Below are 21102 nucleotides of genomic sequence, written 5' to 3' on the forward strand. Positions count from 1 at the left end.
TACCTCAGATTCTAAAACGACAGACGGCATCCGCGTAGGTGATCACCGCGTCGGGCTTGGGTTTCGGGATGCGGTAATCAATTAAACAGGTTGACTGTGCGCCCTCTCCCCAGACGGCCTTCAGTTGCCCCTGAGTTTTAGCCACCCGCAACCAGGCATTGCCGCCCTGACCAAATGTCCCCACCCGATTGCCCGACTCGTCCAGCAGATCTGCGCCCATCGGCACCGTGTTATCGCGATTGGTGCGGGTCTTTAACATGAGCGGATAACCGCGTAAGGTTCTGAACGACACCTTCACCATCGCACCGGCATAGGGCGCGACGATTTTCTCGCTGTCCTGTATCTCAACATGGCTATCGCTGCCGCCGGCTCCCAACGAAATCCGGTTGTAGTGATAGGGGTTAAGCGACGGCACCAGGGCATAGCCGAAGCGGTCGATCTCGGTACCCTGGCTGTTGAGAACGTGGGCGTTCCTGGCGCCTTTCGCTTCGACAAGGGCGAAGGTGTCGCCGAGATAATTGCCCAGCGTCACGCCGCCGCTGTGGATCACTGCTGCGCCCATCGCGTTAACGGACATCTGGTTAAACCGCGAAGAGGTCGATGCGGTACCGGTCACGCTGGCTTCTGAAAACTTTTTGCCCAGGCTGCCACTTAACGTCGTATCACGTTGCTGCTGATCGCGATTCACATTCACGCTATAGCTGGTGCCGCTCTCGCCGCTCAGTCCGCTGAGCGACGCGTTGTAGTTACTGCCGTTCTGGCTTCCCCGCGTGCCGCCCAGAGCCAGATAGGGTGAGGTGGCGTCCGAGCCCAACGGCACAGAGAGGCTGACCTGCAACTGGGTATCTTTATAAAAGGTATCGTCTGCATGCTGGGCCATCACCGCCATGCGCGGATCGGTTGAGTAGGCTCTGCGCGAATACTGGCGGGAGAGCGAAATATTCAGCGCGATATTTTTGGGCAGCACCGTGCCATAGCCGACCTGAAACTGCGTCGTCCGGGAGCGTCCATCATAGTAATTTTGCTTCGAGCCAGAGAGATAGACATTGCCCCACTGCCCCAGCGTTTGATTAAGGGTCATTTGCAGGCGGTTACGCTGCATATATTCGCTGTTGATAAGGTTGCGGCCAGGCGTTTCTGCATTATTCAGTGCAATCACGTCGTTAAGGTCCCGGTAACCCTGAGTGGAATACTGGTATCCGGCAAAGGTCAGTGTGGTATTGGTAGGCTGAAAGGTTCGACTGTAACTCAGTGCGTAACGCCATCCCTGGGTCGACTCACCGCCGTTCAGATCGGCTTCAGAATACGCGCTGTTAAATCCCACTGCGCCGATGTCAGAGGCCCAGACGCCGCCGGCCAGCAAAGCATGATAGCGTTGGCCCAGCCGTACGCCGCCATTAAGGGTGATGGCGTTGGTCAGTCCGTGCTTAACGGTTAATTCGGTAAAGGCGTTGTATTTACTGTAATCCCTGACTTTACCGGCAGCAAAGTTGTAGTCCGTCCGGCCAGGACGCAGCGACTGCGGTAACACCGCATAAGGCACGCTAAATCGATGAAGGCTGCCGTCAGACTCCTGAACCTCAACGCTGAGATCGCCGCCATAGCTCACCGGACTCAGGTCATTGATGATATACGGACCCGGCGGCACGGTTGTCTGGTATATCCGCTGCTTGCCCTGCCAGATTGTTACCCGTGCATTACTGTTTGCCACGCCGCGCACCACCGGGGCATAACCCCGAACAGAATCCGGCAGCATACGATCGTCAGAGTCCAGACTGACGCCGTTAAAACTGACAGCAGTAAATAAGTCACCGTTACTGAAAAGTTCCCCTATCCCCGCCTCACTTCGTAAAGTGGGCAGCGCACGTTGCACCCAGGCCCGGGCGCTTTGCCAGCGATTGCCGAACTCGTCATGGGTGAAATTCCCCTGCTGACGGAAACGCCACATCCCGACGTTCATACCACTGTTAATGCCCAGATAGGTGGATTCAAAACGCTGCGCATTTTTATAATCGGAATAAAACTGGTTAAGGTTGTAATTCACGAAAGCCATGGTATCGCCCGCCGTCAGGTTTTCGGGCGCGATATAGCCTACGGGCCGCTGGACCAGCATCGCCTGAGGAATGGTCACATCCACGCGTAAGCTTGCCGTATTCACGTTGACGGTCGCGCCGGGCAAAAATGCCTCAGGCCGTGCGCAGTCTTCCGCCTTCAGGGCTGACAGATAAGGGGTTTTGACGCCAAACGCCCGATAAAACGGCGAGGTAAGACACACGGAGAGCGGCCCCTCGGCGCGCACGATTTGCAGAGCCGTGGATTGCTGGAACTTACCATTGAGGTAAAGATCGACATCGTAACGGCCAGGCTGAAACCAGGCATCCTGTGAATCAACGGGCATCGCAACCTGTCCCGGCATCATTTCACGGATTAAAGCAGGATCAAACGTATAGTCATTTTGCGCATCAGCCGCCTGACTTGCCCAGGCTGCAATCAGGCTTGAAGCGAAGAATAACAATAATGTGGCTTTATTCATTTCTGCTATTTTTCGTTTACGTTGATTTTTTCGTCGGCGCCAAAATCATTAATCAGGACGGCATTAAGCGCATATCCAGAGAGGGGTGAATGGCTTTTCAGCGTAATGCGCTGTTCACTAAAAGGTGCCAGCGTGACGGCATCGTCCCAGGGAAGCGTGTGATTACCTTTTACCAGGACAAACGAGCGAATATTGGCGTAAAAGGGAGACGCATTTTTAAGGAGGATTGTGTGCCCCTGGATACGCCAGGAAAGTGCCTGTCTGACTTTATCCACAGAGAAATCGAGATCCCCGGGACGAACGATGACTTTCACCCTGTTCTTGATAATCAGATAAAGTTTATTTTTATCTTCATCGCCCTTTTTAACAGAGGGGAGCTCCGTGTAGTCCAGATAAAACAGCGACTCTCTGTCCTGCGGCAAATTTTTTTCAGTGACGTTGACTTTCACCGTTTGACCGGCGACCGGTGCTATACGAAAAATTTGCGGCAGCGCCACAAAGGGCGGCGTTGAATTTGCATCAGGATTCACTGCCTGAATTTGAATAAGCGCAGGCTGATCGCCTGCGTTAGTAAACTGGATGGTCTTTTCATTTTTCGAACCATCAATAATTATCCGGGTGCCGTTTAGTACCACACTCGCCTGACACAGAGTGGCTGACAGCATCAGCAACAAAATAACGCTAGATTTAAACACAGGTTTCTCCTGCCCTCTTAAATAAAGAGGGCCTGATAGTTATGGATAGCTGACAGAATATTGGACGCTACTCAAAACTGTACCTGCACCAGCGCTTCCAGAGTCGCTGTAATATTCGACCGAAAAATTTTGTGATGCACTGGTACTTCCGCTCGCCAGCGTCATGCCGCTGACCGTCGCCGCACCGCCAGATAAATCGATCGCTTTATCACTACTATCCAGCAAACGCAGTGCCACGTTTTTCGCTGTTCCGGTATTCAGTAAATCACCAGTCGATGAAATATTGTTGCCGACCAGATTGATATTAATTGCCTGCGTTGATCCTGATGCCGGTGCAACACAACCGGTTAAGTTAATGGTAAAAGGCGTTTTTCCGGCGGTTGATTTTGCCGTACTCAGCGCGGTAGTGGAAACCGTTGGCAGCAGAATAATCGGGCTACCGGTTGCATCATTGACATTAACGTTACAGGTTTGTGCATTGACCTCGCCCTGAAAGCGAATGGTATTTTGTGATGCGGAAAAAGCATTAAAAGAAATAAAACTTGCACCGCATAAGGCAATTGTCATGCCGAGTGATAAAGACCTGGCTTTCATTGGTTCCCTCTTGTGATTCTGATTAATAAACATGCTCATTGGCGGCGAGAATCATAAGGGGCATGGGAGAGAAACTGTGTGTGAAGTGTTCTGACCTTATGTGAAGAAGGCTTTAGAAAACAAAAAATATATTTAAATTCAATATGATAATGTTAACCCTGTGTTGCTAAAAAGAGACATTTCATAAGATAACAACAGGCCAGGCCGTGCGCGCGACGACAGCGAACGCCACATTGACGACATCACTTTTCGCAAAGGTAAAGCGGTACCGGCCCAGAATAGAATACCCACGTCTGCAGGCCTATCCTTTTAATGACAAACGGAAATGTCGCCCCGACGGTAATGAAAAATGCCGGCAGCCACTTTTGTTGCTCCTCTAAAGACATTTGATTATCCGGTGAGGGTTCTATTAATGTTGATCGCGCAAGATACAGATCACCCTCGCGCTGATAAGTAAAACGGATAATTTTACTCAGGCTGATAACCTTATGCGCGCTATCGGTGAGTCGGCCCGTAATCGCAATAATACCCTGACCGTTTCGCATATCGTGAGAGGCGATCACTGAAAATGTCTCACCGCCTCTGATGTAATTAATGTTTGCTATACAATGGACAGAATCCTGTCGAAACATAAATACGACAATGCCTGCTGCTGTCATCACGATTACAGCTAACAGAAAGGTTAACTTCACCACTGACTCCTTATATAATAATACGAAACACAGTCCGGGGAGCCGAAAAGTGAAAGGGTATTTTTACACTGTAAAACTGAAATTCTTTCACCATTGGTGAACGCTGTAATAAAAATTTTTCGTCGCTCCGTACAACCGACTTTAATATCGACAGCGACTCGTGCCACCAGACTGTTATCCGCTTTTTCATTGCCATATATTTCGCATCCATTCATATCAAAGCGTTTAACAAAATCCATTTCCTGGCGGTAAAGTGAAAAGACCATGATGGCAAAACCACAAATCAGTATCGTCAACCCCGTCAGCCCTGTCACAAACAGATGACGGGGGGAAATCGCATAGCGATTTGCGCTTTTTCTGAGTGTTAATATAGCAGATTCAGGATCGCCGATCGGTTTTTTTGATTTTGGTTCAGAATGCGGCATGTCATTAATGAGGTTTTCTGAAATATTCTCATCATCCTGAATAACGGGCTGCGTCGTATTTGGCAAAACCTCATCTTCACTGGCCGAAGGTGAGAGCGGAATGCGCTGTTCTTCTTCCTGGGCACATTTACCAGCCACTGCTTCCTCATCAGAAATACGCTTTTCAGGCGCAGTCGTCGATTCCTCAATGAGGATTGCGTTTGAAAGCATAAAGCCGCGACGCGGAATTGTTCTGATCACGTCCTGGCGGATATCGCATGCCAGCAGCGCTTTTCTGATCAGGGAAATACTTTGATATAAGGCATTGGCACTGACTTCCATACCGAACCGGCGCCAGGCATATTGATAAAATGCTTCATGATCGACAATTTCGCCCTGGCGCGCGATCAGCAATTCAAAACAATAGGAGGCCGATGAGTGCAACTTCACCGTCTGATCATGACTAATAATTTCCCTTTTCCCAGGATAAAAAACCACATCGCTACCAATACCAATCTTTTTCATCTTATTACATCCGGGTATATCATTATTTCTATCTTAAGAACATTCCCTCAATATAAACCAGTTAAAAATATTGAACTTACATTTAACAGCAACACACAGAAGAAATGAAATAATATCAGTTTTTAAATACGTAATAATGTTACCTGAGAATTCAAAATCTCTTTTTTTGTTTTCTAATGTTACGCGCGTTATTTGGCTGCACGTGGTTTTTCACGAGCCATTATTTCTCATGTTCAGGTTAGAGAGGGCGCAAATAATATGAATAAAAAATAGCCATTAAAGGGGCGACGTCTTGTTCCTTCCCCGCCCTGGTATGAAGGTAAAAGCCTTAGAGCGGGCTCTGTTCGCCCAGCATTCCTTTCACAAGTTCAATACAGCGCAGGAAACGCGTATCGTAGTCTTCTTCCTGCACATGAACGAAATCGATGTGGTTTTCACCCAGCATCGAGATCAGCATGCTCTGGAACTCACGGCGATCCACAGAGCTGCCCAGGCTGCGCAATCCGTCCGCCACCCAGGGCACGTTATTCTCCAGCAAAATGACCAGGTCAAAGCGATACTCATCAATCATTGCCTGAACAAAAGGATGCTCGCGTCCCTCATACTTTTTGCAAAAGGCCTGGGTGGTGACAAAGTCGGTATCGATAAACGCCACTTTATTGGCATATTTCACCGCAAAATCGATGTACTGTGCATGGCCCAGCGCGATCTTATCGTAGTCAGAATACTGCAGTGCCATCTCATCGCCGCCCAGATGGGAAAAAACATAGTCACGGCCATATTCCCACGCACTGGACGTATTAAAGATGTTCGCCAGCTTGTTCACCAGCATCGACTTTCCGCTCGACTCACCGCCCAGAATGGCCACGGTGCGTACAAAGAAAGGCTTCACTTCGGTGGGAATATACTCCCAGAAGCGGAAGGGATCCTGACGAATCTGCGCGCCGCTGATATTCATAAACGATCGTTTTGGATCGATCAGTATCGTCTCAATGCCCAGGTGCTGTTGATACATTTCGGCATCGGGTGCTTCACTGGTATAGATGCAGTCTGCGGCAATTCCCTGCTCGTCCAGGAAGGTTTTCACCCCTGCACTCCACACATCCCAGCCGTGTGGATAGGGTTCAATGCCCTCTTCATCGAAGGCATGAATGCGAATATTTTTCTGGTACTTGAAGGTTTGCAGTAACCAACGCAGACGATCGCTAACGGTAGGCTGCTGCGACATGGCGCTGTTTTCAAACAGGCTCAGATCGCGCGGCTCGTCGTAGCCCATAATGATATGCAGCTCATCGACCTGACTACAGGCACGCTGGATCAGATAGATATGGCCGGTATGTAGCGGATAAAACTTACCAAATATCACCCCAATTTTTTTGTCGCGACGTGGAAACTCCAGACCGAGAAAACGGTGCAGGGCTTCCAGCTTTTGTGCACTGGGGCTTTTAATTTTCGCGTTAAGCAGTTGGCTTAAGTACCCTTTGGTCATGCCACTGGCATCGGCCACCTGTTGTAGCGTGTGGCCCTGCTGGCGAATGGCCGTTTTTAAATAATCAAACGCCGACATGTGGTGCCTCCTGCAAAAAATGATCAACGACGTGAGGACAGTTGTCCCTCACCGGCCCTTTTGCGCTACGGCAAAAGGGCATTGGGGAAAGCTTAAAGATCATCGAGAATCGCCAGCGCATCCGCCAACTTTTTCGCGCTGTAGACGCGCATGCCCTCAATCGGCTTTTTCGGCGCGTTACCGGCAGGCACAATCGCCCGTTTGAAGCCATGTTTAGCCGCTTCTGAAATCCGTTCCTGGCCGCTGGGCACCGGGCGAATTTCGCCGGCCAGCCCGACTTCGCCAAAGATAACCAGATCCTGCGGCAAAGGGCGATCGCGCAGGCTGGAAACCATTGACAGCATCAGCGCCAGGTCGGCGCTGGTTTCTGTGACTTTCACGCCGCCCACGACGTTGACGAACACATCCTGATCCGCCATTTGCAATCCACCGTGACGATGCAGTACCGCCAGCAGAATCGCCAGGCGGTTTTGTTCAAGCCCGACGGCAACACGACGGGGATTCCCCATCATCGAATGGTCCACCAGCGCCTGAATCTCGACCAGCAATGGCCGGGTTCCTTCCCACAGCACCATGACCGAACTGCCCGACGTAATCTCTTCACCGCGCGACAGGAAAATGGCGGAAGGATTGCTCACCTCACGCATGCCCTGCTCCGTCATGGCAAAAACCCCCAGTTCATTCACGGCACCAAAACGGTTTTTATGGCTGCGCAAGGTGCGGAAGCGCGAATCGGCATCGCCATCCAGCAGCACCGAACAGTCGATACAGTGCTCAAGGACCTTCGGCCCGGCCAGCGATCCGTCTTTGGTGACATGGCCCACCATGATAATCGCCACGCCGCGGGTTTTGGCAAAGCGCGTCAGATAAGCGGCGGTTTCGCGCACCTGGGCGACGCTGCCGGGTGAAGACTGGATATCGGCCATGTGCATCACCTGGATGGAGTCGATGACCATGATTTGCGGCGCTTCCTGCTCGGCGATCAGGCAGATCTGTTCGATGCTGGTTTCCGACAGCATGTTCAGGTTTTCAGTCGGCAAACCCAGCCGATGGGCGCGCATTGCCACCTGCTGTAAAGATTCTTCGCCGGTGACATACAGCGTTTTCATGTTCTGCGCTAAGCGGCACATGACCTGCAGCAACAAAGTGGATTTACCGGCCCCGGGATTACCACCAATCAAAATGGCACTGCCGGGCACCACGCCACCGCCCAGCACACGGTCAAACTCTTTAAAGCTGGTCGAGAAACGGGGCAAGGCTTCCAGGCTGATTTCGGACAGCTTTTGCACCCGACTGGTCCCGGCACTGCCCGCATAACCGCTGAGGCGCTCATTGCGCGCTGCAGCGGGTGAGGCGGCAATCCGTACCTCGGTAATGGTGTTCCAGGCGTGACAGGCGCTGCATTGCCCCTGCCAGCGCGGATAATCTGCGCCACACTCGTTACAAACAAATGCGCGTTTTGCCGCTTTGGCCAAAACAACTCCTCAGTTAACGCTCTTCGTGAATCAGGCTTCCGGTCAGGATGCAAAACACGCCCATTAAATCGGCATGGCGAATGGTGACGGCCGTTTGCTCATTGACCTTCGGTTTGGCGTGGTAAGCAATGCCCAGCGCCGAGGCTTTGATCATCGGCAAATCATTCGCCCCGTCACCCACGGCGACGGTTTGTTCTGGCGCAATCCCGAACCGCTTCGCCAGTTTTTTTAACGTCTCGGCTTTGTACTGGGCATCCACAATCTGGCCCAGCACTTCACCCGTGAGTTTACCGTCGCGGATTTCCAGTTCGTTAGCCGCGATGGACGACAGATGCAGCTTGTCGCGCAGGAACTCCGCAAAATAGGTAAAGCCGCCAGAGGCGATAGCCACCTGCCAGCCCAGCGCCTGCAATTTTTTGGTCAGCGTGGTTAAGCCTGGCATTAACGGCAGCTCATCGCGTACCTGTTTAAGAATATTGGCGTCGGCATCTTTCAGCTTGCCCACGCGCTGGCGCAGGCTGGCGGTAAAATCCAGCTCGCCGCGCATCGCCCGCTCGGTGACCTCTGCCACCTGCTCGCCGCAGCCCGCCAGTCTGGCTATCTCGTCGATACATTCGATTTGGATCGCGGTGGAGTCCATGTCCATGACCAGCAGGCCCGGCGTTTTCAGATGCGGGATTTTCCCGAGCGGTGCCACATCCAGCGCCAGATCGTGCGCCAGTTTGCTGGCAAACGGCGTCAGGGAACCTGCCAGACGAATCACCTGGTAGTCGTCTACGTTCCAGGCACTGACGATCACCATCGCGGCACCAAGCTGGTGCTGATAATCGGTCAAACGCTGTTTATCCAGGCCGCGACCATAGAGTAACCAGCCGGTTCGACCCGCACGATAGTCCAGCGGCATGACTTCGTCACCGCTGAGTGAAAGGGGCAACCCCGGCCAGAGAGAGACATCAGCAGGCAGATCGCACCAGGTAAGATGATTTGACATCAGGGCTCCTGTAGGAACAACAAAACCACGCAAGAGGCTACCTTGTCTGCGCTGCTTCTGGCAACATAATATCCAGGCTTTCTGTCGTAACGTGATTCGGATAATTAATGGCTAAAACCGCACTGAAATTTCGCTTACATCGCACGGTGATCGTTTTGATTTCGCTGGCGCTGTTAGTGGTGCTTATGCAAGGCGCATCCTGGTTTAGCCTTGGCCATCAAATGGCGCGTTCTGAACAGGCAGAAGAGCTGGCTCAAACGCTGACCCGCCAGGTGGCGTTCAGTCTTAAGCCCCTGATGGATAACAGCGAAGACAACCGCAGTCAGATTGAAGCCATTATTAATCAGATGACCGAAAACAGCCGTATTCTGGATGCGTCCGTCTATGCAGGCGATGGCAGCCTGGTGGCGCACAGCGGCGAAAATATTAACGTGCGCGATCGGCTGGCGCTGGATGGCAAACGCGCGGGAAGCTACTTCAATCACCAAATCGTTCAACCGCTCACCGGCGGCAACGGCCCCGCAGGGTTTCTGCGGGTGACGCTGGATACGCACGTGCTGGTCACCGAATCGCGTCAGGTGGATAACACCACGAATATTCTGCGCCTGATGATGCTGCTGGCGCTGGCGATTGGCATCATCCTCAGCCGTACGTTACTGCGTGACCGCCGCACGCGCTGGCAGCAGTCTCCGTTCCTGCTCACGGCCAGTACGCCTGTGAAAGAGGATGATGATGAGGACGAGAAAAAGGACGATACCGCAAACCCCTCGGTCTGACGCGACGGCCCGGCGCGGTTTACTTTACCGCCTGCCAGACATTGCTCTCATGCCTCACCAACCCACTCGATGAAAAAAGGCCCGTCTTAAGGGCCTTTTGCTTTCCAGATCCGCGTAACGCGCCAGGATCAGCCTTTTAGCAGCGCTTCCAGCTCGGATAACGTATTCACCCGCCAGTCCGGTTTGATCGATTCGGGCAGCGGGCGCGAGCCGTGGTCGATCCAGCAGGTTTTAACGCCCGCATTCATGCCGCCGAGGATGTCTGATTCTGGCGTATCGCCAACCATCAACACGCGATCGCGTTGCGGATGTCCCATCTGTTCGAGCGCATAGTCAAAAATCCTGGCGTCAGGTTTAGGCACGCCCACTTCTTCTGACACCACCAGTGCAGAGAAGTACTCGAGAAAGCCGGTACGCTCCAGACGACGCTGCTGCAGCGCGGTAAAGCCGTTGGTGATGATGCCCATTTTGACGCGGCCGTGCAGCAGCGTCATCAGGCTGACTGCACCCTCGAGCGGCAGACAAATTTCCGCCATGGCTGACAAAAAGCCATCGTTAAGGATCGCCGGTGCCACGCTGAGTTTCTGCCCCCAGCCGACAAAACGGCGGGTCTGGAGCTCCAGTGCAGACAGCTGGCCATTTTGATACTCCACCCAGAGTGGCTTGTTGACCGCCTGGTAATCCGCAAAATCCTGGTCGGTGAACTGCACATCGTATCCGGCAAACAGACGTTGCAGGCCGGCAAACGAGTCAAAGTGAAACAGCGTGTCATCCGCATCAAACAGGATGCAATCCCAGTTATCTAACATCAAAACTCCTCAGAAACGGCTACAGCGTGAGCGCCATGATCAGTGCATCTTCACGGCCGCTGGCGGTGGGATAATAGTGGGGACGGCGGCTGACCTGGTTGAAATCCAGCTGTTCGTACAGCGCGATGGCGGGTGCATTTGACGCACGCACCTCCAGCCACAATGTCATGACATCGCGCGCAATCAGTTGATCGATTAAATGCTGCAGCAGCGCCCGGCCAAGGCCGCGCCGCTGATAAGCCGGGTCGACAGCAATATTAAACAGCGACGCTTCATCCAGAACCACCTGGGTGATCGCGAAGGCGGCCATCTGGTTATCGACATCCAACCGCAGATTCAGAAAACGTTCGCCCTGATTGCTGTTAAAGGTCTCTTCGCGCCAGGGGAATGCATGGCTGCGACATTCAATAGCAAAGGCCTCGGGAATCGCGTCAGGCGTGAGGAAAGAAATGGCTGTCATGTTCACACATCTGTTGCCAGAGCGCGCGCCGGGCGGCACCGCTGCTAAGCAGTTCATTAAAAGAAGCGCTGGTTAAGGCAACGCCATTAAAGGTTTGTTCGCTCTCAACGCCCAATAGCCAGCCCGCGCAGTTGAGCGTTTCCGGCAGCATTTGCAGCTGGTCAGGCGTCACAGTCATCACCTGCGTCGGTTTAAGACTGAGCGTGTGCAGGACATCACGCAGGATGGGTTCCTGCAAACCTGGCGGATTCTCCGCCACAATAATCAGCTGCGTATCCGGCAAAAGCCGTACGGCGATCTCGCCCTGGAGCACGCGCGGGCGGCGCAGTTGATACTGCGTAATCCCCATTTGCTGTAAAAGCCAGTCGCGCCTGGACGTCATGATATACCTGCTTTGCTCGCTGAATGCGACGCTATGCTAGCAAACCCATCGAACATGCGCCAACAAACCACTATAATCTCCGCTCAGATCTTACAGGAGCCCTACATGTCTGCTTTTACCCCGGCCAGCGAAGTCATTCTGCGCCACAGTGATGAATTTACCGCCCGCCACGTTTTATTTGCTGGCGATCTGCAGGATGACCTGCCCGCACAGCTTGAGACCGCCTCTTCACGCGTGCACACTCAGCAATATCATCACTGGCAAAACCTGAGCCGTCGTATGGGGGAACAGGCGCGTTATGGACTGGTCGCTCAGGCAGAGGATGTTCAGGGCTGCGATACGCTGGTTTACTTCTGGACCAAGAACAAACCGGAAGTGCAATTCCAGTTACAAAATCTGCTGTCTCTGCTGCCGGTTGGCTGCGATGTCTTTGTGGTAGGTGAAAACCGCAGCGGCGTGCGCAGTGCGGAAGGGATGCTGGAGCAGTGGGTGCCCCTGGAAAAAATCGACAGTGCACGCCGCTGTGGTCTTTATCATGGTCGTCTGGAGAAGCAGCCTGCCTTTGATGCCTCGGCCTTTGGTAACAGCTACCAGCTGGATGATCTGACCGTTCATACGTTACCCGGCGTATTCAGCCGCGACGGTCTGGATGCGGGCAGCGCATTACTGCTATCCACGTTCACGCCGCACACCAAAGGGAAAGTGTTGGATATCGGCTGCGGCGCAGGCGTGATCGCCGCGTCGTTACCGGCGCATTCACCTAAAGTGCGCCTGTGGCTGTGTGACGTACATGCCGCCGCCATCGAGGCCAGTAAAGCCACGCTGTCCGCTAACGGCCTGGAAGGCGAAGTCTTTGCCAGTAACGTCTTTTCCGACGTGACCGGGCGCTTTGACATGATTATCTCTAACCCGCCGTTCCATGAAGGCACGCAGACCAGCCTGGATGCCGCCCAAACGCTGATCCGGGGTGCCGTTAAGCACCTGAACAGCGGTGGAGAGCTGCGCATTGTCGCGAACGCCTTCCTGCCTTATCCCCAGGTGCTGGACGAAGCCTTTGGCAATCACGAAGTGCTGGCGCAAACCGGCCGCTTTAAAGTTTATCGTGCGGTTTACGGTCGCGGTGCCAAAGCCCGTTAATACCTTTTCTCTGCCTTTTTCGCCGTTTTAGCGCGTCGCCAGGCTGAAAACGTTGCTTTTTGCAGCGATCGTTTCCGTCTGGCGAAATATGTGTTGACGCATTGAGTAAAATCTCTAAAATGCGCCTCCGTGGTTGTAATACGGTAACGTATTGCGGGTATGCGAAGGTGGCGGAATTGGTAGACGCGCTAGCTTCAGGTGTTAGTGTCCTAACGGACGTGAGGGTTCAAGTCCCTCTCTTCGCACCAAAATCACATATTTCATATCGCGAGCACTGCGCGAAGGTGGCGGAATTGGTAGACGCGCTAGCTTCAGGTGTTAGTGTCTTAACGGACGTGAGGGTTCAAGTCCCTCTCTTCGCACCATTGCGGTGATATGAAAAGACAACTCGATGCGAAGGTGGCGGAATTGGTAGACGCGCTAGCTTCAGGTGTTAGTGTCTTAACGGACGTGAGGGTTCAAGTCCCTCTCTTCGCACCAACGTTGTCATTCCCACTCTATTATCCCTGCATTTTCCTTTCCCTTGCGTTACCCGTTTCACTCCCCGGACAGACTACAGCCCGCTGAATTTGAAGCCTGTTGCCGCAATGCCGCCTGCCAGCGCGAGACAGGAAGGCAGCAATACATAGTGCCGCATGCGCTGATTAAACAACATAAGCAGGGTGAGCAATAACGCGATTAACATCACGATGCGCCACTGCTCAAAGGTAGGCTGCCATGCTGTTATTACCGGTATTGCCGCACATGCCAGCATACTTCCCCATGCACTATCCAGTTTGATACCGCGCATTACCTTCCCCCTGACCACCTGTGAGCCGTTTTAGTCAATCCGATATGATAACCATTCCCATTAGCATATGATAATAATTCTCAACTTTCAGCTTGTTTTTTTACAGGCGGGCGGGAAGATGACAGCTAAACAAGAAAATGTTAAATTGCAACCGATTACACTTTTTATAACAGCAATATAATGCCTGTCGACCGGCTGAAATCCTGCGCCGGTTTTTGCTTTGTTATTTCAGGGCCGTCACGAGTATGAATAATGAAAATAGAATCTTATGATGAATTGAAACACAGCAAATACCGCCTCTCGTTGATGCTCTTTTTGTTTTTAAACGCATCCGTTTCGCTATTTTGTCTGCTCCCTTTGGCCGAAAATAATGAAACACAAATCACCGTGCCGGTGATGATGGTGGCGTTCTTTAGCCTGACCATGCTGAGCACGTGTTTAATAAAAACTAAACTAAAATTACCGCTGTTAAATCCCGTCGCGCTCATCCTGGGCGGGCTATGGGCATGGCATATTCAGTATCGCTATCATTCTGTTTTAATTGACGATGGCGGTTTTTTGATTGTCAGTCTGCTGTGCGTTTTTTTTATCAGCGCCATTGCACTGAGCGATTATTTGGTCGCGTTTTGCCTGCACATAACCCCTTCCATGTTAACAGTGCTCATGCTGGATCACGGGCAACATCTGCCGTTGATTTTATTGACGATTGCCTTACCCTTGATTGGCTTTTCATTGCAACATCTGATGCGACGCCGTTCGGAAGACTTTACGCTGCGCTTAATGTATCAATTGTATGAAGAAAAAGAGTCATTCAGCGATCTCAGTATGCTCGATCCCTTAACAGGCTTATATAACCGACGCGGACTGAAAAATCGCCTTGATAACATTCTGGATAATCATGTCGGCAGTCATTATGTGTTGCTGTTAGATATCGATCACTTTAAGGCTTACAACGATAATTATGGTCATGCGATGGGTGATCAGGCGCTGGCACGCGTTTCGGTTGCCATTCGCGATGCGGTACGCTCACGCGATGTGGTAACACGTTACGGCGGAGAAGAGTTTTTAGTATTAATGACCAACGTCAATGCATCAATCGCTATGAAGCTGGCGGAAAGAATTCGCCAATATGTGGTGAATCTGGAAATTCCCCATTTGTTTAATGAGCGCGTTTCGACGCATGTCACCATTAGTGCAGGTATTGCGCCGATTTACGACAATGAATTTGATCAGGCCGTTGCCAATGCTGATCGCGCATTATACGTCGCAAAAAATCGGGGGCGAAATACGATTCTGGCCTGGGAAGATCTGCCCGGTGTTCCCAGCCCCGCGACGAGTGACGTCATATAAGTGCGTGCCGGATAGCCATGTTATCCGGCGGCACTTAGTGAAAACAGGAAGAGATAAAACCGTGCCAGCCCCTTAGCGCCCTCTCGTTTTGCCTCCGCCCTTCCCCAGCCCTCTCGCCGCTATGCATTCTGTTACCTATTCTTTCTCTCTCTCGTTTACACCGCTGCGGGCTTGTGGCAATTTTTACGCCTTCAATTAGCATGGAGAGAAAAATGAGCCTGGAGTCTGTACGCCAGTTTTTTGCCGAGCGTGCGCCGGAAATCGACATCATTGAGATGCCTTACAGTACGGCAACGGTAGAAATGGCGGCTCGCGTTCACGGTGTGGCGCCGGGACAAATCGCCAAAACCCTTTCCCTCAAGGTCAAGAATGAGGTGATCCTGGTGGTGACCCGTGGCGATGCGCGGCTAGACAACCGCAAACTCAAAGCCGTCCTGGGTGCCAAAGCGCGGATGTTAAGCGTGGACGAAGTGATCAACTGGACCGGGCATCCGGTTGGCGGGGTTTGCCCTTTTGGCCTGGAAAATCCGGTCACGGTATATTGTGATATCTCGTTAAAAAGCTTTGATGAAGTGTTGCCCGCCGCGGGCGCGGTTCACAGTGCCGTACGCATTTCGCCGCAGCAGATGGCTGAACTTACTGCGGCAAAATGGGTAGACGTCTGTGAAACGCGTTAATGTGTCTGCTTTGCCATCGCGCCGGAAATTTTAATTCCGCGCGTTTCGCGGCCAAAGGCGACAAAAACACAAATCAATACGGCCACGGTTCCCGCTACGATGGCCATACCGAGCCCGTAGTTGCCACCGTGCGCTTCAGCAATACGTGACTGCAGCGTCGCGTTGACGGACGCAATGAGATTACCTAACTGATAAACAAAGCCGGGCAATACCGCTCTTGCATTCCCCGGCACCAGTTCGTTCAGGTAAGTCGGTATCACGCCCCATGCGCCCTGCACCATAAACTGCATCAAAAAGGCACCAAGACCAATAGCCCATGAACCGCTGGAAAAGGCCCACAGCGGCAGCACCGGCAGCGTCAGCAATGCGGCGATAATAATGGCTTTCTTGCGGCCAATACGTTCAGACAGCGTGCCGAAGAAGATGCCACCCAGCATAGCGGCAATGTTATAGCTGATGGCAATAATACTCACGGTGTGGGCATCAAACTGGTGCTGCACTTTCAGGAAAGTCGGGTAAAGATCCTGCGTACCATGACTAAAGAAGTTAAAGCAGGCCATTAACAGCACCATGTAGATGCAGATTTTCCAGTGCTGGCGCAGTATCGGCATCAGTGCGCTGCTCTCTTTGCGCTCACGTGCCGCCAGCCACACGGGCGATTCAGGGACGTTGAAATAGATAAAGGGTAACAGCAGAATCGGAACAGCCCCGATGAGGAACATGCCGCGCCAGCCCACCGCATCAAAAAATAAACCAAAGACGATGGATGCAAGCAGGTAACCGCACGGATAGCCGGCCTGGAAAAGTCCCGACATCAGACCGCGGGAGCGATCGGGAATGGTTTCCATTGCCAGCGAAGAGGCTACGCCCCAAATGCCGCCCATGGCTATACCATAGAAAATGCGGAAAGCCAGAAATGCAGCGAAGGTCGGTGACCAGGCAGACAGCAGTTCGAACACGGAGAAAAAGACAATGTTCAGCATTAAGATCGGCTTACGGCCATATTTCTCCGCCATCCGCCCAAACAGTAGCGCGCCAATCGGGCGCACCGCCAGCGTTAGCATAATGGCGACGGACACATCGGTGACAGAATTGTGGAAGTACTGAGCAAGGTTACTCAGTACAAACACCAGAATAAAAAAATCGAATGCGTCCAACGTCCAACTGGCAAAACAGGCGAAAGCAACGTTGCGCTGGGTCGATGTCCAGTCAAGCATACACGTCTCCTCTGTGAGACACTCTGGCGCATCGCCCATAACGTTCCTGGCCGCTGTCGGAGAGTGATGTAATTGTTAATCAAATGTATACATCATGTTCTAGAGGAGAGCGTACCGCGCAATTGTCAGGCAGTGGATCAGGCTGTAAGAAAGCGTGTCTGACGGCAGAGAATCCAGGCGACGAATCGCCTGGGTTTTACTCGGGAAGGTGGTTAAAGGCCTGCTCAATGATTGACAGCAGGAGCGCGTTATCCACACTGTGCAACACATGCACCAGCGCGCCGGCGTCAGGCGGAATACCCACGTCCAGACGCAGTGGTTGCCGATAGCGCCAGGTTTTACCGCGCGTCGCGCCCGGACGAAGCTCAATATCAACACGGTAGTCCGTTCCCCATGCCACGCGCTGATTAAGCAGCCAGGCGACGACCAGCGCATCATGGATCCAGCATCCGGCCAAGCGACGGGTTTGCATTGAGTAGTCGATCCAGGGCTGCAAGGTGTCATGCACAAAGCGCGTCAGCGGATGTTCGCGACAGGTCATGCGCGTCAGATCGTCCTGAGTCAGCAGCGTTTGCGTGGTGACATCCATGGGGACCAGCGTAATGGCGGCGCCGCTGTGTAATACCTGATGAGCAGCTTCCGGATCGATGCCGAAATTGGTGTCTTTGATGTAATCATCCAGCGCAAAAACGCCGCCCATAATCACTATCTCTGCCACCGATTCCGCCATGTCCGGAAAACGCTGCATGGCCAGCGCCACATTGGTGAGTGGGCCAATCGCAATCAGCGTGATTTCGCCGGGGTTATCGCAGATGAGTTGCCCCATCGCCTGCGCGGCATCCGTTGCATCAGCCTCTAACATGGCAGGCTGAGGAACGCCCTGCCAGAGTGACAGCAGATTGAGCTGTTCAACCCGCTTGTCCAGCACAGCGCGCCAGGGGCCGGGATCTTCACACAATGCCTGACGGGCACCCTGCACGACAGGCACGGCACAGCCCAGCCGTGTCACCAAATCTTTGGCGACCCGCGCACCGACATCACTCGGCGTATTCCCTGCTACGGTGGTAATTAATTCTAACGACAGCCCTGGTGAGGCTAATGCCAGAGAAAGTGCAAGGCCGTCATCCGTGTTCGCCCCTGCAATACCATTCCCCGGATCACAATCAATAATCAGTCTTTTCATTATTTGGTTTATTTACTCTGGCCTGTGATGGCCGACAGCCACAAGATTCACCAATTTCAAGATGGTGTGGAAACGATTCAATGCGTGCCTCGCCATTCCACTGTTTCAACATATGGATAGCGCAGCGTGCCATCTCTTTTACCGGCTGACGCACGGTCGTTAATGCCGGAACGTGATAGGCAGACTGTTCTGTGCCATTAAAGCAGACCAGCGCGACATCTTTCGGCACGCGAATGCCGTGCTGACTCAAGGCGCGGATACAGCCAATGGCCTGGCCTTCGTTACTGGCAAACAGCGCGCGGGGCAGCTTCTGGCTGGCTATCATGCGTAGCGTTGCCTGATAACCGCCCTCACGGGTATAGGTAGTGGGGAAAATCAGTGATTCATCTATCTGTACATTGTGCGCCTGCATCGCGTCACGCCAGCCCTGAATACGATCCTGGGCATTGAGCATATCCAGCGGTCCGCTAATCATGCCGACCTGCTGATAACCATGGCTCAGCAAATGTGCGCACACCTGAAAGGCGGCTTGTCGCTCATCCACCCGTAACATGCTGACCCCGGGCTGCGCTTCAACCCGATCAAGCATAACCAGCGGTGTCCCGCTGGCTGTGATGATATCAATGAAAGGATGGCGATCCACGCTGTTATAAAACAGGCCGTCGACCTGACGATTCAGTAGCCCCTGAATCAGCTCCAGCTCCCGTTTGCGATCGTCGCCTGCATCACCAAGCAGCATTACATGCCCGTGATTGAGCGACTCCTGCAGCAGCATGTGCGCCATCGACGCGACAAAGGGGTTGCTGATATTCGGCACCACCAGCCCAAAGGTTTTGGTGTGGCCTGACGCCAGGGCGCGGGCGGCGGCATTCGGGCGATAGCCGGTTTGCTTGATGGCGGCAAGCACCCGCTGACGGGTGGCATCCGCGACCGGGCGTGGTCCGTTATTAATGACGTAACTGACCACGGCAACCGAGGTCCCTGCGGCTTTTGCCACGTCGTTGCGCGTGACCGTCGTTTTTACCGGTTTCGCCACTTCGCCCTCCTCATCTAATGCCGCTTGCCATGTAACTTCATCGTATTCAGATGGCGTCCTCTGGCAGATTAAGATCGCGCCCGCGCGTTTCCGGTGCCACAAAGGTAGTCAGGAAACCAATGGAAGCCATCGCAGAGAAATAGATCGCAATGGACCACCAGTGCCCGGTGTACGACAGCATCGCCGCCGCCACCAAAGGTGCAGTGCCACCTGAAATAATCGAGCCCAGCTCTTTGGCCACGGCCATCTTAGTATAACGGTGGTTCACGCCAAACAGTTCCACGCCCCAGGCCGCCTGAACGCCAAAGATGCCCAGAGAAGCCAGCGCCATTCCCACCACGATAACCGGGATAACAATCGCAGGTTCGCGCGTATCCAGCAGCGTAAAGGCTGGCCAGGCATAAATCATCAGCAACAGGCAAAAAACCCGATAAACGACCCGGCGACCGAAGCGGTCTGACAGCCAGCCGGCCAGGGGAATAATCAGGAAGCCGAGCAGCGAGGCAATAAAGACCGCCGTGGTCGGCACGGATTTATCGACCATCAGGACCTTAGCGACATACCCGACGATAAAACCCTGCGCCAGATAAGAGGGACCGTTTTCGCCAATACGTAAGCCGACCATGGTCCAGAAAGCACGGGTACGCTGAAAGAAGGGGCGCGTATCAACCGTCTGATGCTGCGTGGCGATAAGGTTCGCCCGCTCCGCTTCCAGTTGCGCTTTCTTGCGCTCGAACACCGGGGTTTCCCGCAGGTTGCGGCGGATCCACAGTGCCACAAGGGCAATGACGGCGCTGCTCAGGAAGGGAATACGCCATCCCCATTCCAGCAGGCTTTGTTTATCCATCTGCACCACCAGCAGCCAGACAAGCGATGCCAGCAGCGTGCCGCTGTTAGAGCCGAGGGCGATAACGGAAGACACCAGGCCACGCCGCTTAACCGGCGCATATTCTCCCAGCATCACGGTTCCGCCGGAAAGCTCAGCGCCTGCGCCAAACCCCTGACTGAAACGTAGCAGAACCAGACAGGCAGGCGCCCAGATGCCAATGGAGGCGTAGCTGGGAATCAAGCCGATTAGGGTTGTGGATGCGCCCATCAGAATAATGGTGGTTACCATGACGACTTTGCGACCTTTTCGATCGCCCAGCCAGCCAAAAAATAACGCGCCGATGGGGCGGGCAACAAATCCAACCGACCAGGTTGCAAAACTGGCAAGCAGCGCCATGGCGGGGGTTTGTTCAGGAAAGAAAACATCACCGAAGATAATGCCGGCGGCGAGGCCATAGAGTGCGAAATCCGCGTACTCCATTGCCGTCCCTAACCAGCATGAAACCGTCGCGCGCCAAAAATCTTTGCGGCCGGCTGGGGTAGTAAACCGCTCATCAGCGGCAGAGGTGGAAGGCTGTGCTGCCTGCTGCGTAACGGAGTGCTGTGCCGTCATAAACGCTGTCCCTTGAAAATATGCAGATCGATAAATGCCATTCCGAGAGACGGTTCCCTGACTACGAGCAGAACGCCCCGGTGGCGACATTCAGTTGGCTAACCATGATGAAAGGAAAGTTAAAGATTCCCTGGTGTTGGAATCCGCAGTATCGCGAGCTTCGCCGCTGTATATTTCAGCGGTCGTATTAATCTGGCGAATGTAACTTGATCCTCGATCGGCCTACCGTGCATCGAGCACCGTGAGCAATCACTGGAAGCTAGTGTATCTACGCGCGTAGATAAATCAATAGCCTTTGAGAAAATTTGTTAGATTTCCTTCACTATCAAGCTTCATTAATATGCCATTTTAAGCGCAAAATCAGGCGG

Annotated in this window: 20 protein-coding genes and 3 tRNA genes; 7 read left to right on the top strand and 16 right to left on the bottom strand. The window is 53.1% G+C overall.

What is annotated here, in order from left to right; all coding sequences use genetic code 11:
* Positions 1–4: 4 nt before the first annotated feature.
* From NXS97_RS09990 to serB, 8 genes are all read right to left on the bottom strand, one after another.
* A complete protein-coding gene (locus NXS97_RS09990) occupies positions 5–2533 on the bottom strand; it encodes a fimbria/pilus outer membrane usher protein (protein ID WP_033776867.1) in 2529 nt (842 codons plus the stop codon).
* Between the two features lie 5 nt (positions 2534–2538).
* Positions 2539–3228 (bottom strand): molecular chaperone, encoded by a 690-nt coding sequence (locus tag NXS97_RS09995; RefSeq protein WP_019106382.1) that lies wholly within the window; start codon positions 3226–3228, stop codon positions 2539–2541.
* Between the two features lie 39 nt (positions 3229–3267).
* Positions 3268–3822, bottom strand: a complete 555-nt coding sequence (locus NXS97_RS10000; protein ID WP_014606641.1) for a fimbrial protein — start codon at positions 3820–3822, stop codon at positions 3268–3270.
* A gap of 242 nt (positions 3823–4064) precedes the next feature.
* Positions 4065–4514 carry a hypothetical protein gene (locus tag NXS97_RS10005; protein WP_029570985.1) on the bottom strand — a complete coding sequence of 150 codons (450 nt, stop codon included), beginning with the start codon at positions 4512–4514 and terminating at the stop codon, positions 4065–4067.
* A complete protein-coding gene (locus NXS97_RS10010; RefSeq protein ID WP_029570984.1) occupies positions 4511–5443 on the bottom strand; it encodes a winged helix-turn-helix domain-containing protein in 933 nt (310 codons plus the stop codon). The genes NXS97_RS10005 and NXS97_RS10010 overlap by 4 nt, the downstream gene beginning before the upstream one ends.
* Positions 5444–5771: 328 nt before the next feature.
* Positions 5772–7010, bottom strand: coding sequence for a multifunctional transcriptional regulator/nicotinamide-nucleotide adenylyltransferase/ribosylnicotinamide kinase NadR (gene nadR / locus NXS97_RS10015; RefSeq protein ID WP_014606644.1), 1239 nt, complete (start codon positions 7008–7010; stop codon positions 5772–5774).
* Between the two features lie 92 nt (positions 7011–7102).
* Complete coding sequence (gene radA, locus NXS97_RS10020; RefSeq protein WP_013024514.1) at positions 7103–8485, bottom strand: DNA repair protein RadA; 1383 nt, start codon at positions 8483–8485, stop codon at positions 7103–7105.
* 13 nt (positions 8486–8498) lie between these two features.
* A complete protein-coding gene (gene serB, locus NXS97_RS10025; protein WP_022622281.1) occupies positions 8499–9476 on the bottom strand; it encodes a phosphoserine phosphatase in 978 nt (325 codons plus the stop codon).
* 107 nt (positions 9477–9583) lie between these two features.
* On the opposite strand from serB, the gene NXS97_RS10030 reads away from it, so the two are divergent.
* A complete protein-coding gene (locus NXS97_RS10030; RefSeq protein WP_013024512.1) occupies positions 9584–10252 on the top strand; it encodes a YtjB family periplasmic protein in 669 nt (222 codons plus the stop codon).
* Between the two features lie 128 nt (positions 10253–10380).
* Here the strand turns inward: NXS97_RS10030 and yjjG are convergent, their stop codons facing one another.
* The 3 genes from yjjG to NXS97_RS10045 are packed head-to-tail and all read right to left on the bottom strand — an operon-like array spanning position 10381 to position 11903.
* Entirely contained in the window at positions 10381–11061 is a 681-nt protein-coding gene (yjjG, locus tag NXS97_RS10035) for a pyrimidine 5'-nucleotidase (protein WP_014606646.1), read from the bottom strand.
* Positions 11062–11080: 19 nt separating this feature from the next.
* Entirely contained in the window at positions 11081–11521 is a 441-nt protein-coding gene (gene rimI / locus NXS97_RS10040; RefSeq protein ID WP_014606647.1) for a ribosomal protein S18-alanine N-acetyltransferase, read from the bottom strand.
* The gene (locus NXS97_RS10045) at positions 11493–11903 is read right to left on the bottom strand and encodes a DNA polymerase III subunit psi (RefSeq protein ID WP_013024509.1); all 411 of its coding nucleotides are present in this window, start codon (positions 11901–11903) and stop codon (positions 11493–11495) included. The genes rimI and NXS97_RS10045 overlap by 29 nt, the downstream gene beginning before the upstream one ends.
* Positions 11904–12008: 105 nt before the next feature.
* Between NXS97_RS10045 and rsmC the strand changes: the two genes are divergently transcribed.
* The 4 genes from rsmC (at position 12009) to NXS97_RS10065 (ending at position 13520) form a co-directional block, all read left to right on the top strand.
* Entirely contained in the window at positions 12009–13040 is a 1032-nt protein-coding gene (gene rsmC / locus NXS97_RS10050; protein WP_116220011.1) for a 16S rRNA (guanine(1207)-N(2))-methyltransferase RsmC, read from the top strand.
* A gap of 161 nt (positions 13041–13201) precedes the next feature.
* Positions 13202–13288: transfer RNA gene (locus NXS97_RS10055), tRNA-Leu, on the top strand.
* Positions 13289–13318: 30 nt separating this feature from the next.
* Positions 13319–13405: transfer RNA gene (locus NXS97_RS10060), tRNA-Leu, on the top strand.
* Between the two features lie 28 nt (positions 13406–13433).
* A tRNA-Leu gene (locus NXS97_RS10065) sits at positions 13434–13520 on the top strand.
* A gap of 73 nt (positions 13521–13593) precedes the next feature.
* Here the strand turns inward: NXS97_RS10065 and NXS97_RS10070 are convergent.
* Positions 13594–13830, bottom strand: a complete 237-nt coding sequence (locus NXS97_RS10070; RefSeq protein ID WP_014606649.1) for a DUF1435 family protein — start codon at positions 13828–13830, stop codon at positions 13594–13596.
* 252 nt (positions 13831–14082) lie between these two features.
* Between NXS97_RS10070 and NXS97_RS10075 the strand changes: the two genes are divergently transcribed.
* A complete protein-coding gene (locus tag NXS97_RS10075) occupies positions 14083–15180 on the top strand; it encodes a diguanylate cyclase (RefSeq protein WP_029570980.1) in 1098 nt (365 codons plus the stop codon).
* A 212-nt stretch (positions 15181–15392) separates the two neighbouring features.
* A complete protein-coding gene (locus tag NXS97_RS10080; protein ID WP_014606651.1) occupies positions 15393–15857 on the top strand; it encodes a YbaK/EbsC family protein in 465 nt (154 codons plus the stop codon).
* Here NXS97_RS10080 and NXS97_RS10085 read toward each other — a convergent pair.
* The 4 genes from NXS97_RS10085 to NXS97_RS10100 form a co-directional block, all read right to left on the bottom strand.
* Entirely contained in the window at positions 15854–17074 is a 1221-nt protein-coding gene (locus NXS97_RS10085) for an MFS transporter (RefSeq protein WP_014606652.1), read from the bottom strand. The two genes, NXS97_RS10080 and NXS97_RS10085, sit on opposite strands and share 4 nt — an antisense overlap.
* Positions 17075–17270: 196 nt before the next feature.
* On the bottom strand, positions 17271–18257 hold the full coding sequence (locus tag NXS97_RS10090) for a nucleoside hydrolase (protein ID WP_116220010.1): 987 nt from the start codon (positions 18255–18257) through the stop codon (positions 17271–17273).
* Positions 18238–19293, bottom strand: coding sequence for a LacI family DNA-binding transcriptional regulator (locus NXS97_RS10095; RefSeq protein ID WP_116220009.1), 1056 nt, complete (start codon positions 19291–19293; stop codon positions 18238–18240). The genes NXS97_RS10090 and NXS97_RS10095 overlap by 20 nt, the downstream gene beginning before the upstream one ends.
* Positions 19294–19339: 46 nt before the next feature.
* Complete coding sequence (locus NXS97_RS10100) at positions 19340–20734, bottom strand: MFS transporter (RefSeq protein ID WP_015701011.1); 1395 nt, start codon at positions 20732–20734, stop codon at positions 19340–19342.
* Between the last annotated feature and the right edge of the window lie 368 nt (positions 20735–21102).

It is taken from the genome of Pantoea sp. B623, assembly GCF_024814475.1.
GTDB classification, from domain to species: Bacteria; Pseudomonadota; Gammaproteobacteria; order Enterobacterales; family Enterobacteriaceae; genus Pantoea; species Pantoea ananatis.

Bases quoted from the DNA above. Each gene is read 5' to 3' on its own strand.
- NXS97_RS09990 (WP_033776867.1), bottom strand. From the start codon at position 2,533: ATGAATAAAGCCACATTATTGTTATTCTTCGCTTCAAGCCTGATTGCA.
- NXS97_RS10000 (WP_014606641.1), bottom strand. From the start codon at position 3,822: ATGAAAGCCAGGTCTTTATCACTCGGCATGACAATTGCCTTATGCGGT.
- NXS97_RS10010 (WP_029570984.1), bottom strand. From the start codon at position 5,443: ATGAAAAAGATTGGTATTGGTAGCGATGTGGTTTTTTATCCTGGGAAA.
- nadR (WP_014606644.1), bottom strand. From the start codon at position 7,010: ATGTCGGCGTTTGATTATTTAAAAACGGCCATTCGCCAGCAGGGCCAC.
- serB (WP_022622281.1), bottom strand. From the start codon at position 9,476: ATGTCAAATCATCTTACCTGGTGCGATCTGCCTGCTGATGTCTCTCTC.
- NXS97_RS10030 (WP_013024512.1), top strand. From the start codon at position 9,584: ATGGCTAAAACCGCACTGAAATTTCGCTTACATCGCACGGTGATCGTT.
- yjjG (WP_014606646.1), bottom strand. From the start codon at position 11,061: ATGTTAGATAACTGGGATTGCATCCTGTTTGATGCGGATGACACGCTG.
- rimI (WP_014606647.1), bottom strand. From the start codon at position 11,521: ATGACAGCCATTTCTTTCCTCACGCCTGACGCGATTCCCGAGGCCTTT.
- NXS97_RS10045 (WP_013024509.1), bottom strand. From the start codon at position 11,903: ATGACGTCCAGGCGCGACTGGCTTTTACAGCAAATGGGGATTACGCAG.
- rsmC (WP_116220011.1), top strand. From the start codon at position 12,009: ATGTCTGCTTTTACCCCGGCCAGCGAAGTCATTCTGCGCCACAGTGAT.
- NXS97_RS10070 (WP_014606649.1), bottom strand. From the start codon at position 13,830: ATGCGCGGTATCAAACTGGATAGTGCATGGGGAAGTATGCTGGCATGT.
- NXS97_RS10075 (WP_029570980.1), top strand. From the start codon at position 14,083: ATGAAAATAGAATCTTATGATGAATTGAAACACAGCAAATACCGCCTC.
- NXS97_RS10080 (WP_014606651.1), top strand. From the start codon at position 15,393: ATGAGCCTGGAGTCTGTACGCCAGTTTTTTGCCGAGCGTGCGCCGGAA.
- NXS97_RS10085 (WP_014606652.1), bottom strand. From the start codon at position 17,074: ATGCTTGACTGGACATCGACCCAGCGCAACGTTGCTTTCGCCTGTTTT.
- NXS97_RS10090 (WP_116220010.1), bottom strand. From the start codon at position 18,257: ATGAAAAGACTGATTATTGATTGTGATCCGGGGAATGGTATTGCAGGG.
- NXS97_RS10100 (WP_015701011.1), bottom strand. From the start codon at position 20,734: ATGACGGCACAGCACTCCGTTACGCAGCAGGCAGCACAGCCTTCCACC.